At 42.9% G+C, this 17030-nt stretch carries 17 protein-coding genes; 8 read left to right on the forward strand and 9 right to left on the reverse strand.

From position 1 onward, the window contains the following. From H6G40_RS06580 to H6G40_RS06600, 5 genes are all read left to right on the forward strand, one after another. On the forward strand, positions 1-318 hold a 318-nt coding region (locus H6G40_RS06580), incomplete at its 5' end, for an RNA-guided endonuclease InsQ/TnpB family protein (protein WP_190537435.1). Positions 319-399: 81 nt separating this feature from the next. After that, positions 400-603, forward strand: coding sequence for a type II toxin-antitoxin system HicB family antitoxin (locus tag H6G40_RS06585; protein WP_002734086.1), 204 nt, complete (start codon positions 400-402; stop codon positions 601-603). After that, on the forward strand, positions 600-806 hold the full coding sequence (locus H6G40_RS06590; protein ID WP_002731781.1) for a type II toxin-antitoxin system HicA family toxin: 207 nt from the start codon (positions 600-602) through the stop codon (positions 804-806). The genes H6G40_RS06585 and H6G40_RS06590 overlap by 4 nt, the downstream gene beginning before the upstream one ends. Positions 807-993: 187 nt before the next feature. After that, a complete protein-coding gene (locus H6G40_RS06595) occupies positions 994-1281 on the forward strand; it encodes a hypothetical protein (RefSeq protein WP_190537436.1) in 288 nt (95 codons plus the stop codon). 5 nt (positions 1282-1286) lie between these two features. Further along, the gene (locus H6G40_RS06600; protein ID WP_288035564.1) at positions 1287-1685 is read left to right on the forward strand and encodes a type II toxin-antitoxin system VapC family toxin; all 399 of its coding nucleotides are present in this window, start codon (positions 1287-1289) and stop codon (positions 1683-1685) included. 163 nt (positions 1686-1848) lie between these two features. Here H6G40_RS06600 and H6G40_RS06605 read toward each other — a convergent pair whose 3' ends face one another. The 5 genes from H6G40_RS06605 to H6G40_RS06625 all read right to left on the reverse strand — a co-directional run bounded on the left by H6G40_RS06605 (position 1849) and on the right by H6G40_RS06625 (position 6178). Next, a complete protein-coding gene (locus H6G40_RS06605) occupies positions 1849-3396 on the reverse strand; it encodes a mercuric reductase (protein ID WP_190537440.1) in 1548 nt (515 codons plus the stop codon). A gap of 200 nt (positions 3397-3596) precedes the next feature. Continuing rightward, complete coding sequence (locus tag H6G40_RS06610; RefSeq protein ID WP_002753579.1) at positions 3597-3938, reverse strand: DUF565 domain-containing protein; 342 nt, start codon at positions 3936-3938, stop codon at positions 3597-3599. A gap of 2 nt (positions 3939-3940) precedes the next feature. Continuing rightward, the gene (locus tag H6G40_RS06615) at positions 3941-4552 is read right to left on the reverse strand and encodes a DUF3611 family protein (RefSeq protein ID WP_002733490.1); all 612 of its coding nucleotides are present in this window, start codon (positions 4550-4552) and stop codon (positions 3941-3943) included. Positions 4553-4626: 74 nt separating this feature from the next. Next, entirely contained in the window at positions 4627-5316 is a 690-nt protein-coding gene (locus tag H6G40_RS06620) for a J domain-containing protein (protein ID WP_002774939.1), read from the reverse strand. A gap of 97 nt (positions 5317-5413) precedes the next feature. After that, positions 5414-6178, reverse strand: coding sequence for a PD-(D/E)XK nuclease family protein (locus H6G40_RS06625; RefSeq protein ID WP_069474052.1), 765 nt, complete (start codon positions 6176-6178; stop codon positions 5414-5416). Between the two features lie 646 nt (positions 6179-6824). Between H6G40_RS06625 and cbiT the strand changes: the two genes are divergently transcribed. From cbiT to cobA, 3 genes are read left to right on the forward strand one after another with little or no spacing between them, the layout of a single operon-like run. Further along, positions 6825-7415 (forward strand): precorrin-6Y C5,15-methyltransferase subunit CbiT, encoded by a 591-nt coding sequence (gene cbiT, locus H6G40_RS06630; RefSeq protein ID WP_002732225.1) that lies wholly within the window; start codon positions 6825-6827, stop codon positions 7413-7415. Positions 7416-7457: 42 nt separating this feature from the next. Further along, positions 7458-8375 (forward strand): phosphatidate cytidylyltransferase, encoded by a 918-nt coding sequence (locus H6G40_RS06635; protein WP_043997242.1) that lies wholly within the window; start codon positions 7458-7460, stop codon positions 8373-8375. A gap of 53 nt (positions 8376-8428) precedes the next feature. After that, positions 8429-9946, forward strand: a complete 1518-nt coding sequence (gene cobA / locus H6G40_RS06640) for a uroporphyrinogen-III C-methyltransferase (RefSeq protein WP_069474051.1) — start codon at positions 8429-8431, stop codon at positions 9944-9946. A 283-nt stretch (positions 9947-10229) separates the two neighbouring features. Here the strand turns inward: cobA and H6G40_RS06645 are convergent, their stop codons facing one another. The 4 genes from H6G40_RS06645 to modA all read right to left on the reverse strand — a co-directional run bounded on the left by H6G40_RS06645 (position 10230) and on the right by modA (position 16321). Further along, positions 10230-10631 carry an endonuclease domain-containing protein gene (locus H6G40_RS06645; protein ID WP_069474050.1) on the reverse strand — a complete coding sequence of 134 codons (402 nt, stop codon included), beginning with the start codon at positions 10629-10631 and terminating at the stop codon, positions 10230-10232. A 508-nt stretch (positions 10632-11139) separates the two neighbouring features. Continuing rightward, on the reverse strand, positions 11140-13494 hold the full coding sequence (locus H6G40_RS06650) for a GUN4 domain-containing protein (protein ID WP_190537443.1): 2355 nt from the start codon (positions 13492-13494) through the stop codon (positions 11140-11142). Positions 13495-13681: 187 nt separating this feature from the next. After that, positions 13682-15520 (reverse strand): molybdate ABC transporter permease subunit, encoded by a 1839-nt coding sequence (gene modB / locus H6G40_RS06655; protein WP_002731653.1) that lies wholly within the window; start codon positions 15518-15520, stop codon positions 13682-13684. Positions 15521-15523: 3 nt separating this feature from the next. Next, a complete protein-coding gene (gene modA, locus H6G40_RS06660) occupies positions 15524-16321 on the reverse strand; it encodes a molybdate ABC transporter substrate-binding protein (protein WP_002731822.1) in 798 nt (265 codons plus the stop codon). Between the last annotated feature and the right edge of the window lie 709 nt (positions 16322-17030).

Genomic DNA, 17030 nt, shown 5'->3' on the forward strand with positions numbered 1-17030 from the left:
GGAGAAATCACTCGACAATTAGCCTATAAATGCCGTTGGTACGGCAGAAATTACATCGAAATAGATAGATGGTTTCCTAGCTCTAAAAGGTGTAGTAATTGTGGGCATATTGCTGAGAAAATGCCGTTAAATGTTCGAGAATGGGATTGTCCAGACTGTGGGACTCACCATGACCGAGATATTAACGCCAGTAAAAATATTTTGGCCGCAGGGCTTGCGGTGTCAGTCTGTAGAGCGACCATAAGACCAGAACAGAGTAAATCTGTTAAGGCAGGTGCGAAAAATCCTTCGGGAAAGAAGCAGAAACCTAAATCGTGAGGTTTGGGAATCACCGTCCGTTTACGGCGGTGAGGATGTCAAATTAAAATAAGAGATAAGTTTTCAAAAATTCTGAACCTGATGAAAATCAAAGCTATTATTCATCCAGCCGAAGAAGGCGGTTACTGGGCTGAAGTTCCCGCTCTGCCCGGTTGTATAACAGAAGGAGATAGTATGGACGAAGTTGTCGATAACCTCCAAGATGCCATACAAGGCTGGTTAGAAGTTGCCAATGAAAGCAAACAACCTGAATCTAGGTCAGAAGTGATTGAAATTGCTGTATGAAATCAATATCAAGGAAAAAACTCTGTAAAATTGTCGAAAAAAAAGGTTGGATACTCAAAAAAATTACCAGTAGTCACCATATTTATGAAAAGGAGGATGAAGATAAAATTCTATCTATTCCTGTACACCGCAATCAGGACTTAAAAATTGGAACTTTAAAATCAATTATGAAAATAGCTCGATTATCGGAAGATGACTTATAAGCTTTCGTAGGGTGCGTTAATGTTAATGTAACGCACCATCAATTTCCTAATATTCGGTGGGTTACGCTGTCGCTAACCCACCCTACAGTGCTACTGTGAAGAGACAAGCTGATGTCCGAGGTTATAATGGTCAAAGAGTTAAAAAAGAAATTAATCTAATCAATAGCCACAATGAAGGTACAGCCAAATGAGTCAAGTCTTAACCCTAGAATTGAGCGATGAAGTTTATGCCGTCCTGCAACAGCAAGCTAAAATATTAGGTATCGACCTGTCAGAATTAGTAACAACTTCCCTAGAGCGACAGTATCGCTTGAACAAAAATAAAGACCAACGCACGGAAGCGGAAAAAGAAGCAGCACGTCAACGCTTTCGAGCGCACGCTGGCTCAATTAGCGGCTATCCGACAGGAGCAGATAATGAAAGCATTGATGCTGACTTAGGGAGAGAGTATGGAGATACTCATGAGGAGACATGAAATCGGTGATACTCCTCGATAATTCTGGGTTACTTTGCTATGTCTATCGTGATCAACCAGGACATGAAGAAGCTGTCCAATTGTTAGATAGTGCAGGTAAAAGCATCACCCACAGTTACGTTTTAGCAGAGTTAGTTGCTCTAGCTCAAGTTCGGCGTTACCCGCGTTTAGCTACCCTAGAATTTATCACCGATTTGCTAGAAAATCCAGATATCGAGACAGTTTGGATAGAAGAGCCTTTACATCGTGCTGCGGTCAAACTATTGATGGCACGGCAAGATAAGACTTATTCCTTGTGTGATGCAGTTAGCTTTTTATTGATGCGTCAGTTCAATATTAATGAAGCATTAACCACCGATCGCCATTTTGAGCAAGAAGGTTTTCACCGTTTACTTGTATTCTAAAAAGGGCAGAGCTACGTCAGGGGTTGGTATTTCTCCAACTGGTACTCTTGCCATTTCCCCGGCCTCCGTTCGGTGAGGGATTGGGCGTTCCCCAACTGTGCGGCAGCTTCCCGCCAGAATTGTTCAAAGTTCTGCCGCAGTTCTCTGGTGGCAATAACTGATTTTAACGGGATAATTTAGTCAACAATTCCAAGAGTTTTTTACTATTAGGAGTCAAGAGAGTTCGACGATAGGCATCGGCGGCCTTTTTAATCGCTTCCGCTTGGGTGGGATAGGGATGAATAACCATAGACAGTTTACTCAATCCGATTTTGGCAACCATAGCGGTGGTAATTTCGGAAATCATCTCACCGGCGTGGGAGGCGACGATAGTGGCTCCTAAAATTTGGTCGGAACCTTGTTTGTGAATAATTTTTAAAAAACCTGCTGTTTCGCCATCAGCGATAGCTCGATCGACTATACTCAAAGGAATTTTAATAGTATTAGTGACCAATCCCCGGGTCTGTGCTTGGGTTTCATCCATACCCACACGAGCAATTTCTGGGTCGGTATAAGTGACCCAAGGCATAACTAAATTACTGAGCTTATCGCGTCCGAAACCGAAGGGAGAAAAGAGAGTATTTTTAATCACAATACGGGCGGCTGCATCGGCAGCATGGGTAAATTTCCAATCCATACAGATATCACCGGCCGCATAAATTTTCGGGTTAGTAGTTTGCAGATAATCATTAACTTTGACTCCCCGACGAGTATCGTATTCCACGGCCACCGCTTCTAAATTTAATCCTGACACATTAGGCTCCCGGCCGGCAGCGACTAAAATCTCATCAACGGTGATAGTTGCTCCTTGGCCGTTGCTAGTATATTCAATGGTTTTACCCTGCTCATTTTTTGTCACCCGTTCAATTTGGCAAGAGAGAATTAATTGCATTCCTTCCCGCAGGAAAGTATTCTCAATAATTTCGGCTGCTTCTGGGTCTTCTTTATTCAAAAGATGGGAATAATTATGAAATAAAATCACCTGTGCGCCTAACCGTTGAAAAGCTTGAGCTAATTCACAACCAATCGGCCCGCCACCGATAACAGCTAATCGAGGAGGTAATTCTGTGAGGGAAAAAATTGTTTCATTGGTATAAAATCCCGCTTCTTTTAGTCCGGGGATATCGGGATGAAAAGCCCTAGCACCAGTGGCAATGACAGCTTTTTTATAAGCGAGGGTTTTTCCCGTCACTTCCACAGCATTTTGTCCTAAAAAACGAGCGCTACCCAAGAAGACATCGATACCTAGTTTTTGGAAACGTTGCACCGAATCATTATGGCTAATATCGGCGCGAATTTGCCGCATTCTGGTCATTACTCTGGCAAAATCTACTCTAGTATCTCCAATATCAATTCCCAATTTTTTGGCTTTCTCAATTTCCCCGATAATTCTAGAGGAACGAATCAAACATTTAGAAGGAACACAACCGAAATTGAGGCAATCTCCCCCCATTAAGTGTTTTTCCACTAAAGCCACTTTTAAACCTATCTCTAAACCCGCCGCCCCCGCCGCTACGACTAAACCCGCAGTACCCCCACCAATGACAACTAAATCATAACAATCTTGGGGTTGGGGATTGAGCCAATCGGCAGGATGAACATAATTAACTAATTTTTGATTATGTTCGTCCATGGGGAGAATACTAACTTCACTGGAGCTATTTTGAAACATAGTGAACTACCTCGACTCCCTAGGCGCAGTTACCGCCTTTATTCTGTAGTTTATAGTCAATAAATTTCCCTCTTGACCAAGTTGGTAGAGTAAGTTTCTTGGTTCTATGTTAGTTGTTGTTGTATTAATCCGACAAAACCTGATGAGACTTTCTCTGTCAACTCTTAAGTAGTCGTGCGTTTTATTTTTCAATTGGGGATTTAAGAGCCAATTTTAAAGGCTTCTAGAAATAAACTATAGGTGATACCAATTTTTAGTAAATTGAAAGATTCTCGCAGAATCGGTGCTGGTTTAGCCTGGGAACTTTTTCGATAAACAATCCGGCTAGTCGCCTCCGTAAACAGCAGTAATAAACCGGCAGCGGTGACATCCCATTGAGCAGTTTGTCCAGCAGTAGTGACAATTGCTTGCCCAGAAAAAACTCCAAATAAAACACAAATTATCTGGAGGGAAATCCGCCGCCAAGGATTACCAAAAAAGCTATTAAATCGACTGCTGGTGACATTAGCCAGCGTACTTAAACGGGTGCGTTGCATGGTCATATTTATTTAGAAGTAATACGATTAAGAAGCCACAAAGAGGTAACAATACCAGTAAAGTGCGCGAGAATTGTATTAGTATTAGCCTGCACAATTAACAGGTCAACGGAATTAACAAATTGACTGGGGTTAGAGGCAACATTAAAAGTGCCTTGAGGAACATTGAGGGATTTAATTAAGACGATTCCCGCCAAGGCTTGCGCTCCCAAAATTGTTAAAAACATCCCGATAATATTAGCGATTAAACCCTGACGGATTAATTGAATAGTATCGGATTTTTTCGGGCGACTATCTTGATCACCCCCCAACATTTGACGGGCGATTTTCATGTAACGAGAAGAAAAGAAAATGGCAACCACCAAGAAACAAGCCCCACCAATGGCACATAAAACACCGATTTCAATACCGGAAGTGCGTTGTCTCGTCCCTAATAAACTAGCGGTAGCAATGAGCAATAAAACCCCTGAAATTACGCCTAGGACAATCTGCGTCCAAAAACCGATTCTTCCCTGACGTAAAAGGATATTAGCAGCCCGTTGGACGGCTGGAGGCAAGGAATAAAGATCAGAATCTCTAGGGGTGGATATATTGGTAATTTCTGATTGTTTGTCTCTCATCGGGGTTAAGCTAGGGATTGGGTAAATCTGGTCTTGATCTATTTTCGTCTTTTTTTTTGCCCATGGCTAGAGATTTAATTTTGGCACTGACTGGCTATCTGTTTAGCTTCTACCTGTAAACGCTGGGCCATGCGAAACATCTCTTGACCGGTGTGGAGAGAGCGATCATCGTAGTTAAGGGCAAAGGTTTCTAATTCTTCTAGTCCGTCAGTGAGATGATTGAGACAGTAGTACACAGAGGCGGCCACTTTGGCCATTTTGGCAGGGTTGGGCCGTTGGGAAAAGAGGGTTTTGGCTCGATCGAGATTTTGGCGACAGGTTTCTAGATAGTCTTGAAAAACAGCCATTAACTGATCATCGAAGGGATCGGCGGATAGGTGATCGATCTGACCTTTGAGGGGTCGGATAATTTGACCGATCAGGCGATTAATCGGGCTATAGGTCTGGTTATACCACTGTTTGACCAGGGCTTCGTCTTCCTGGACTGCTTCTTTGTAACGATGGTAATTTGCCTGGGCGGTGGCGGTGCGTTGGGCGCGTTTTTCGGGAGAATTGGCGATTAGTTGGTTATCGTAGTCCTTTCTTAGTCTCGGATCGCTTAGGATCTCGTAGGCGGCGTTAATAGCGACGATTTTATCGTGACTGGCACTATCGTTTTGACTATCGGGATGGAATTGTCTGGCTAAACGCCGATAGGCCCGTTTAATCTCGTCAGGGGTCGATTTATGGCTGATTTCTAAGGTTTGGTAGTGGTTGCCGGTCATGAGCGCAAGCGATCGATCTGTCTTTTGTTATTATCGATCATGGTTAACCAGGCGGAGAAGGGGAATTGTCAGTTATCAGTGATCAGTTATCAGTGATTTAGACAAAAGGATTGATTTCAGGGATATCCTCGATCGAGGGTAAGTCTATTTGACCCGATCGCTCTTGTGTAAGATAATAGGGACAATGAAGCTGACAATCGGGACGATGGGGAAAATCGACTAAATCATTTTGGTATGCTGATAGATAGCGATCGAGATCCTTCAATAAACGGCGTAAATCCCGTCCTGTCCGTTGGTGTAGTTTCTGGTTATAGTTAAAAGTAATTTGTTCGGGGTTGCGGGGTAACTGCACAAACCAATAGGTCATCGATAAACTATCAGGAGGATAAGCAGAAGTTTCTGCCAACACATACAGATAAAGTCTCGTCTGCCAATTTTTGGCTAGTTTGTCGGCATCGATAGGTTTTAAGTAGGTTTTCCAGTCAAAAATTACCGCTCGATCGCTCTCTAGTAAAATTAAATCATAGATAACCGTTAATAAATAATTACCCACAGTTAAACTGCGACAATGTTCCGCTTCTCGATTAGCTTCTCCCGGATTTTGGGCAATTGCCGGGGCGGCCTTTAATAGGGCTGTTAAACAATGTTCTAACTGTTCATTTTCGCGTAATAGGGACGTGATTGGCAGCCCTAATTCCCGCTGCTGTAATAATAGGTGAAACTGACTGCCCCATTCTTGCCTCTCCAATTGCCCGGGGTCAGCCGGTGTGTTAAGTTGCTCTAGATAGACTTTTTGAAATCTCGGTGGACAGGTTTCCAATAGGTTTAAATGGCCCTGGGCAAGACGATAGATATTAGACATGATAACTAGATAGGTATTAAAAACTTTCAGATGCCCCCCTTATTAAGGGGGGATTAAGGGGGGATCGGCACCCCCATTATCAAAGGGGGCAGGGGGGATCGAACTTAAAATCCATTTTTAATTTAATTATAACCAGCTACTTAGAGTTATCGTTGATAAAACAGGAGTTAGTCTATAGTTTTTGGCTGACAGATGCTAGGAAGGTTGAATAGCCAGAGTATTTAGTAACATTTGATAGACAATACCAAAAGAAATTGATTAGGACAATCTATGCTTAAGAAAAAGGATCATGACAGCCTTTCCCATAAAGATGAAGTGTAACCTAATTTGGTGTTAACGACCGAGGACTGACCCGCCAAAACAAAAACTTCCTATCTCATCATTAAGATCAGCTGCCCGCGTATTTAAATTGTTTGTTGAGATGAGGCACTGTGGCAGTGTTGCAACAGTAAAGGGATTGGGAGAGATTGACCTAATCTAAGGATCGGGGGGTTAAAATACGTCTTAGCTTAATGACAGACAATAGCTTGTTAGAGCTATAATCAGGGTTTTATGCCTATAAAAGTCCCTGTTTACTTAATAAAGAAAATTTGACAAACTTATATAATAATGCTTGGTAGTGAAGCTTCTCAATAATTGATCCCCCATGACTTGGTTATATAAAACCCCCGGTATTCCCGATGAATTGTTTGAACGTTTACCCGGGATTCCCCTGAGTAAACGCGAGGTGAGATTATTGATGATTTCCGCTTTGAGGTTAGGTGATGGGGGGGTTTTCTGGGATATAGGAGCAGGAACCGGCACTATTCCCGTTGAAATTGGCTTATTATGCCCCAATAGTCCGATTATTGCTATTGAAAGGGATGAAGAAGTGGCCAGTTTAATCCGCCGTAATTGCGATCGCTTCGGGGTAAAAAATGTTACGGTTTTTGAAGGCAGCGCCCCCGATTGTCTGCCCAATATATCCCTAGCACCCGATCGCGTCTGTATCGAGGGCGGCAAACCGATTAAATCGGTTCTGCAAGAAGTGTGGCAATACCTGAAACCCAACGGCCGCATCGTGGCTACGGCCAATAATTTAGAAACCCTCTATCAATTTTCCGAAGGTTTTTCTAATTTACAGGCCCGTAATATCGAGATTGTCCAAGCGGCAGTAAATCGCCTAGAAACTAGGGGTATTCACCAAGTTTTTGCCGCCGTTGATCCCATGTTTATCCTGAGCGGCGATAAACTTTAATTGGGGATAACCTTCCATAAAGTTTTCTTAATCTATATAATTATGACAATGCCGCCTAATTTCTCTGGATTAACCATGCCTTGGCCACGCATTGTCAGCGCTATTTTTGCTATTGCCTTCGCACTGGGAATTATTATCGTTGGGGGTTGGTATTTCACCCTCGGCATCGGTGTTATCGTCTTTTTGGGACAATTAGAGTATTTTCGCTTAGTTCGCGCTAAAGGCATTGAACCGGCCGCTAAAACCACTCTCGTAGTTTCCCAATTATTACTACTGACGGCAACTATGGCAGCCCCCCTCACCGATGCCATGTTTCCCCTGGCCGGAGCGTTAATTTGTTTTTATCTGCTCTTTCAGCCAAAAATGGCGACAATTGCCGACATTTCCACCTCAATTCTCGGTCTGTTTTATGGTGGTTACTTACCTAGTTATTGGATTCGTTTACGGGTCGGTTTTTCTCCTGAAAGTGGTCCCGTGGCTATGGCCAGTAACTTACCCCTGATGGGATATTGGCCGGAATCGTGGATGGAACCGAAATTATTCCCGGCCGCTTTGACGGTGACTTTTCTGGCCTTCGGTTGCATTTGGGCCGCCGATATCGGAGCTTATATCATGGGAAAATGGTTAGGGAAAACCAGTTTATCGCTGATTAGTCCCAAAAAAACCGTGGAAGGTTCCTTTTTTGGCATTTTAGGCAGTATAGCGGTGGCCGATTTGGGTGCTTGGTATTTAGATTGGCCCTATTGGCAGCTGACGGGCTTATTTTTGGGCTTATTAATTGGTATTGTCAGTTTATTGGGCGATTTAACCGAATCGATGATGAAACGCGATGCTGGGGTCAAGGATTCCGGCCAGTTAATCCCCGGTCACGGTGGTATCCTTGATCGCACTGATAGTTATGTCTTCACCGCTCCCCTAGTATATTATTTCGTCACTTTACTGCTGCCCTGGTTGCGTTAGTAATTTGTTTCTTCTCCAGTGCTAAATTCAAGATTAAACCCAAATTTGCGATTATGTCAGCAGTCGTCCATCCCCGGGGTAAAGTTTATCTTCTCGGTGCGGGAATCGGTCAGAGTAGTTTTCTCACCCTGCAAGCGCGAGCAATTTTAGCCACGGCCGAGGTTTTGCTGTACGATGCCCTAGTGGATAGTCAAATCTTCTCCCTAGTGCCGAAAACCTGTGTTTTAGTCGATGTGGGCAAACGGGGGGGACAACCCGGGGCCGAGCAGAATCAGATTAATCGGATACTGGTTAATTATTGTCAAGAGGGAAAACGAGTTATTCGGCTTAAAAGTGGTGATCCAGGGGTTTTTGGGCGAGTATATCCTGAAATGTTGGCCCTAAAGCAGGCAGGCTGTGATTTTGAACTGATAACCGGTATTTCCTCCGCTTTAGCCGCTCCTTTATTGGCCGGAATTCCCCTGACCGAAAAGGATATTAGTCGCTGTTTTGCGGTCTTGAGCGCTCACGATCCCGAGTCTCTCGATTGGTCAGCTTTAGCTAAAATTGATACACTTGTGCTATTGATGGCCGGTCAGTCCTTAGGGCAAATTATCGAGAAACTATACCAAAATGGGCGGAATATTGACGACTCGATCGCTATTATCCGTCAGGCGGGACGCAAGGATCAACAAATTTGGCGCGGCACTTTAGAAAATATTCTCGCTCAAACCGCCGGAGTGTCCCTCTCACCCTCTATTATGGTCATTGGTCAAGTTGTGGATCTGGCGATTATGTCCTCTCCCCCACCCCTAGGCGGTAAAACTATTGTTATTACCCGTGCAGCCGAGCAAACGAGTCAATTTAGCGAAATTTTGCAAAATCAAGGCGCAGAAGTCCTGGAAATGCCCGCTTTAGAGATTCGTCCCCCCGACCGTTGGCAAGGTTTAGACGATGCCATCGCTCAGTTAAAAGAGTTTGATTGGCTGATTTTAACTTCTGCCAATGCTGTTAATTTTTTCTTCGATCGCTTGACATTTTGGGGAAAAGATGCTAGGGCTTTAGCGACTGTAAAAATCGCCGTGGTGGGCAAAAAAACCAGCCAAGTTTTGCACTCACGGGGATTAAAAGCGGATTTTATCCCGGGGGATTTTGTCGCCGATGCTTTGGTAAACGAGTTTCCCGACCCGATTAAGGGGCAAAAATTCCTCTTTCCTCGCGTGGAAACGGGAGGGAGAGAGATATTAGTTAAGGAGTTAACGGCCAAAGCTGGTCAGGTGACGGAAGTGGCCGCATATTATTCCGGATGTCCCGCACGCATGGATAGTGGCATCTGGGAAGCGTTTCGAGAGGGGAAAGTCGATATAGTCACCTTTGCTAGTTCCAAAACCGTCCAGAATTTTTATCAGTTATTGCTGCAAGAAACGGTACAATTATCGGTTAATTCCCTATTAGAAAAAGTTTGTCTGGCTTCTATCGGTCCGCAAACTTCAAAAACCTGTCAAGAGTTATTTGGTCGTGTTGATATCGAGGCGCGAGAATATACCCTAGAAGGATTGACTAGCGCTTTAATCGAGTGGAGTAAGACCTGACATTCTCAGCGCCGTATTTGCGGCAGCTGGGGTTGGGAGAATCAAAGCCCCTTATCAAGAAGGATCAAAGCCCCCCTTATCAAGGGGGGTTGGGGGGATCAAAGCCCCTGATCAAGAAGGATCAAAGCCCCTTATCAAGAAGGATCAAAGCCCCTGATCAAGAAGGATCAAAGCCCCTTATCAAGAAGGATCAAAGCCCCTTATCAAGAAGGATCAAAGCCCCCCTTATCAAGGGGGGTTGGGGGGATCAAAGCCCCTTATCAAGAAGGATCAAAGCCCCTTATCAAGAAGGATCAAAGCCCCCCTTATCAAGGGGGGTTGGGGGGATCAAACTTCCAATTACTCCACAAACTCCCTCAAAATTACTCAAAACTTCTTGATTAGTAAAGCGGATTACTGTTAATCCATAACCTGATAAAATTTGGGTTCTTTCTAAGTCATAGGTCTGAGCATCTTCCCTATTATGACTATCACCATCAATTTCAATCACTAATTTTAATTCGGGGCAATAAAAGTCAACAATAAATTGATTAATCGGTCTTTGGCGATGAACTCTATATTGAAAATTGTTTAAGTATTCATACCAAAGTTTTCTTTCAGCTTTGGTCATATTTTTACGGAGTTCTTTGGCTAGTTCTACGAGTTTGGGATTGTAGGGTAGATGATGATGATTGGTTAATTCCATAAGCTTACTTTCTGGTTAGTCATGTTACCGTACTTAGCCCCCCTTATCAAGGGGGGTTGGGGGGATCAAACTTAACGTGATTGCAGTTTTATTTATTAAAAAAAGAAAGATTATTTTTCAACTAATAAGTTTAGCATATATAGCGTTTTCTGTTCGCACGAGGTACATTATTAATGTTGAAAAGCTTAATCAGCAAAGGTTTAACTGTGCCACACAGGGGTGAGAACCGCTATAATATCCCTTATCAAGGAGTCGTAGGCGGGGGGATGAAACTTAAAGCGATTGCGTTTTTTTATTAAAAAATCAGGTGTTATTGTTGATAAGTTTTGCTGTTAGCAGGGGAATTTTGGCGGGCAGTTTTGAGGTTTGATCCCCCCAACCCCCCTTGATAAGGGGGGCTTTTTATTGGTTGAATTTGATCCCCCCAACCCCCCTTGATAAGGGGGGCTTTTTACTGGTTTAATTTGATCCCCCCAACCCCCCTTGATAAGGGGGGCTTTTTACTGGTTTAAGATGTATAAGTCTGTGATATATTACAGGTTACAAGTCTCTGCGCGAGAAAAGAAATATACCACCTCACAAACCCATCTTTATCCCTCTTCAAGGGTAGGTGTGCGTGTTGACTATCCTCTAATAAAAAAGTTAGCTCATCATAGATCAACCATTGTCCGTCCCCGCGCCAACCCACCTCGTCAGCGAATTTTTTATACACATCATAATCGTATTTCCCTAGGACACCACCGCAATCCAGCCAGACTTTTTTCTGCACAGAAAAGCCAAATTTGCTGCCGCTATTATCTACCCAGAGCTTGTCAATGGTGCGTAATTCCTCACAGGGAAAGTTTTCAGCACTTTCTTCATCTAGCCAGCCTTCATCTTCCCTTTTAGCAATTAACAACATTAACCGCATCGTTTCCTCATCGGCTTCGCGCCATTGCCCATTTTTCAGATAGGTTTCTAGTTGAGTAAAGAGAGAAGTCTGTCGTTTTTGTTCTAAAAGTTCCAATCTGCGACGTTTTTTAACAGGTAATTCCCAATAACATCGCTCCGCTAATCCCTGAGCTTTAGGATTAGATTGATTATAAAAATAGACAATAAAATCAGTCGGATTAATCAATAAAGTTGCATACATAATGCAAGCCTCGTACCAGAGATTTTGCTGCCAATTTTCCTTGAGTAAATTTTCTTGCTTTAACCGTTTAATCTCCAAAGCAATTAAATAGGACTGAAAAAGATTATGGGCAAACTCATAGTATTCATCCTTTTTCAAAATTAACTCGCTCACATGAATTAACCGCTCTACAAAATCCTTAGCCGAAGTGCTTTCAGGATAACCCAATTCCTGAATAAAATTTTGTATAGAACTCAGTAATTCCGAATATTCAATCGTGGTTGTATTTCCCATTTTCAGGGCTAACTGTTGCAATACCAGTTGACGATGATTTTCCTCATTGTTATCTAAAATCATATCAATGCCCCTAGCTTGAGGGCGAGTGATCAATTGCAGATCAAAAATTCGGCGAAATAAATCCACTCGTTGCTGAGGTAATTTTTGTCCCGAGCCAAAGTTTGCCCGATGTAACTGTACTATCATATTCAGATTTAAGGGATTTCTCGCCAAGGCTAATAGAGTAGAACTTTCCCCGGAATCATCGAGAGCAAATAACTGATTAATTAAATCCTTTGCTTTATTGTCGGCAGCTTCTTGTTTAGCTTTTAAACTTCTGCTAACTCTGGTTTCCTGCTCTTGCCAGAAATACCATTTATACACAAAATCCTGAATATTTTTATCGGTAAATTCATTAATAAACACCTTTTGCCGAGGTTTATGCTCAGAGCTAAACGCTTGATAGCCTTTGGGACGAGAGGTTAAAATAAAATAGTTTTGGCGAAAATCTTGCCACTGTTTGCCAATCCATTGACTGACTTTTTCGGCATATTCGGGTTTAACTTCATCAAAACCATCAAACATCACTAACATTCGCTGACGGGTTAAATGACTTTTAGCCCAGTTCTGAGGTAAATCTAATTCTTGAGAAATATCTTGTTTAAGATGTCGCTCAATTAAGGTCGGTAAATCCAATCCTTCTGTGGTGGTAATCACTTCCTGCCATCTCCGTAAACGTAAAAAGACAGGAATTAAAAAAGGTGCATTTTGTTTCGGTTGTTTTAGAGCGTAGTTATAGGCTAAATGACGCAATAAAGTCGTTTTTCCTCGTCCACCAGGAGCCAGAATTAACAACCGTAAATTTGTCCTCTTTTTAGCCCGTCGCAACAAATCCCAAATATCATCCCCCGTACCTTTAGACTCTTCTTCTGAGCGCAGTTCTAATTGACTCAGATCCAAATTAATAAAAATTTCTTCTAGTTCCGGAGTAGAAAAACCAAAGATTGTATCTTCAATCCCTTCAATATCATCATAACGACAATCTGAATCCCGTAATTTAATTAAATATTTCCCGTCAGGATTAGCTAATTGCCAACGTATTTTTTCCAGTCCTTTGTCTAGCCAAACAAAAAAGCTTAAAGCTGTACCTTTACCATGATTTTTACCTTTGGTTCTTGCCACTTCTAAAAACGCTTTACTCCAGGCTGATCCGTAGGTAAAAAAGCCCGTGACGATAAAGGTGACTCCCCCGACAATAATCGCCTTAACCGTGTCATGTTGACTAAGCCAAGTTAAGCCGCCTGTAATGCTACCCCCGATAATTGGAAGGGAAGGAGCGGAGGTTCGGAGTTGATGGGCAACAAAAGCAGTGATTTTTCCCGTCCAAACTTGAGCCTGTTCCTTTTCCTGGTCAAAATCTGATTCTTTTTTCTCCTCAGATTCCGATGCTTCCAGCTTTGCGGTTTTATCGTCCATAAACCCCCTTTGATCAACCTCTTCTAATTATATTAGAACTCTATTGAAGATAGATTTTGGGTTCGATCCAGCCTTGATCCCCCCTTGTGCCGATCCCCCCTTAATCCCGCCTTAATAAGGGGGTGCCGATCCCCCCTGCCCCCCTTGATAAGGGGGGTGTTTGACAACTTAGCATCAAAATCTCTGTTTATTTTAATAACAATAAACGCTGGGGAGATAAAGTAACAGTCCAAGGCAAAGCTTGCTCCTTAATTTCTAACCATTTATCCTTATATAACTCTGCTTGGATATGAAAATCTCTGTCGTGGTTGGAGGGTTGATTAAGTTTCAGATAGAGAGTCACCCGATGGGGTCCTTCAATGGCATTAGCTAACCAACAGGGAAAAGTATTAATATCGCCTAAATCTCGACCAAAAATAATTTGATGGGCGCGAATTCCCGTATAGGCTAAATAGTCGGGAATTCCGGGGATGGTGTGTAATTTAACATCCCAATCAATGGCCTCCAATTGTTGATTATTGATGATAATAGCACGGGAAAAATTTTTACAGCCAGTAATTTTTGCCAAACTAACGCTATCTGGTCGCTCAAAAATTTTCTGTTTAGAATTATTAGCAATTGCCCGCCCTTTTTCCATAACTAATAAATTCTCACATATTCGATAGGCTTCATCCATATTATGGGTAACAAAAATTGTCACGCCATCGTAATTACTTAAAGTTTTGATCATCTGACGTTCTAATTGAGCGCGTAGATGGGTATCAAGGGCAGAAAAAGGCTCATCTAATAATAAAGCTTCCGGACGACTAGCTAAAGCGCGAGCGATGGCGACCCGTTGCTGTTGTCCCCCCGATAATTGATGGGGATAACGGTTTTCCATGCCGGGTAACTGCACTAATTCTAATTGGTTGGCAATCTGCTGTTTAATAACTTTTTTAGATAAGTTTTTCGGGAGACTAAAAGCGATATTTTCTGCCACGGTGAGATGGGGAAAAAGAGCATAATTCTGCACCACAAAACCGATGCGACGCTGACGACTGGGGAGATTAATTCCCTTTTCCGAATCGAAGAGAATGCGACCATTTAAGACAATACGGCCCCTTGAGGGCGTTTCTACCCCAGCCAGCGATCGCAAAATCAGGCTTTTTCCCGAACCCGAAGCCCCTAATAGTCCTAATGGCTGATTTTGGCAGTTAAAAGTGACTGAGAGGTTAAAACCGGGTAAACATTTCTCTATATCGACAAATAAGCCTATTTTATCCCTATAATGCTGATTTTCAGCTGCTAAAAGGGCAAAATCGCGACCCTCCCAGGGTGGCAGCCAGTCCTCCATCTCGTTAGGTTTGCTTTCTCCCAGTCGTCCTAATTGCTGTTTACGTTGACTTTGCCAGAGATTAACGGCGATAATACCCGATAGGGAGATTAATATGATAATAAATACCCATATCCAAGCCTCGGTCATCTCTCCTGCTTCCACAGCGAAGAAAATCGCCATCGGGATAGTTTGAGTTTGCCCCGGAATATTACCGGCTAACATCAAAGTCGCCCCAAATTCCCCCAAAGCGCGGGCAAAAGCTAGGGTTAATCCTGCTAATACCCCGGGGAAGGAGAGGGGCAAAAGTAGGCGCCAGAATATTTTCCCTTCCGATGCCCCTAGGGTGCGGGCAACCTGTAAAAGACTGGCATCCACCTGTTCAAAAGCGCCGAGGGTGGTTTTGTACATCAGGGGAAAAGCTACCACCGTCGCGGTGATAACGGCGGCATACCAAGTAAAAACGATGCGAAAATTGAATAAGTCTAATAACTGTCCTAATGGTCCGTTTTTGCCGAATAGGAGCAGTAAAATGAAGCCTAGCACCGTCGGGGGCAAGATTAGGGGCGCGACGAAAACTGCCTCGATTAGGGATTTCCACCGTCCACGATAGCCTAACATCCAATAAGCGGCGGCAATACCGAGAAAAAAGATGATTATCAGGGCAATGGTGGCGGTTTTCAGGGATATCCATAGGGGGGAAAAGTCTGGCATTGTTTATCTGGCTATTCCGAAGCCGAATTTTTCAAAAATGTTTTTAGCGGCTGTCCTGGTGAGATATTGGGCGAAAGTCTTGGCAGCTTGCGGGTTTTTGCTGGCTTTAATCACAGCTATGGGATAAATAATCGGAGAATGGAGATTATTGGCAGCCGTAGCCACTACTTTTACTTGGTCGGAAATTTTAGCATCGGTGATGTAAACAATGCCAGCATCGGCGTTACCAGTCTCTACGGCGGCGAGAACATGACGGACGGAGTTGGAAAAGACCAATTTTGGTCTTATTTGCTCTAAAATGCCGAGATTTTTCAGAACTTCTTCACTGTACTGACCGACGGGAACGCTGCGCGGTTCACCCACGGCAATTCTTTGGATATTACTGTTAGTCAGGGAAGGAAAATCGCTGATTTTTAGGGCGGAATTCTTGGGAACGATTAAAACTAGGCGATTAGTGAGCAGGTTTCTTCTGGTAGTTGTATCGATTAAACCAGCTTTTGCTAAAGCGTCCATTTGCTTAGTGGCAGCCGAGAGGAAAACATCGGCCGGCGCACCTTGTGTAATTTGCTGTTGCAAAGCTCCCGACGCACCGAAGTTATAATTAACTTTAATGTTACTATGGGCTTTTTCAAACCCCGGCTTGATTTCTTCTAGGGCCTCTTTGAGACTAGCGGCGGCGGAAACTAGAATTGTCTGGGTTTGCGCGGTGGCGATAGTAGATGAAAAAAGGTTTATTCCTAGAGATAATAAGCAACTAAGGACAATTGAGCCGATAAAAGCCAGAAAATATCGTCTTTTCATCAAGATTGATAGCAAGCGATCGATATTTATATTTCTATCACAACCAATCCACCGCCCAAAATCTGTATCTAGGGTTTGCGGCAAAAAGTTTTTCCTAGGGTGTGGGGTGTGGGAAGTCAGGATAAGTAGAATTGGCTGAATATCCAGCAATTCTCATTTTGAAATAAATAGAGCATTAACCCCGATTTTGGAAGGCAAAATATAGTAGAAAGTGACTATTTTTCAGGGACAGGCGATCACAAAAAAAACAACTGGTGGGACAAATTAATTATAAATACTCAAGCAATCAAAGGGATTGGCTGAGAACGAACGGGGTTAATTCAGGAAGATAGTTCTGTTTTTAGAATAGGGAATTCAAGGGAAATAAAAATTTATAATTAAGTAGTCGTGCAAAATAAATTTCCTAGTGAAGAAAGGCAAAAGGCAAAAGGCAAGGGGGGGTTAGATGTGTGTAATTAATTTTGCTTAGGTACTTATTGTCAGCTAAGGTAAAATGGGTGACAGCACGTCAAATTATTCGGCTCTTCGTTACTTGTTATGGTTCGATAGGGGGGCATAAATCGACTAAATCCTTATATGGCAAGAGACTTAATTGATTAGTTCCCTCTAGATAAAAAACAATTGACAAAAATCGCTAAATGCCTTTCTCTATAAGAGTTTCATTCCTTATAACCCTGTACATTGCATCAGACAAACCGAAGAACCGCAA

The sequence above is a fragment of the Microcystis viridis FACHB-1342 genome (assembly GCF_014698335.1).
GTDB classification, from domain to species: Bacteria; Cyanobacteriota; Cyanobacteriia; order Cyanobacteriales; family Microcystaceae; genus Microcystis; species Microcystis ichthyoblabe_A.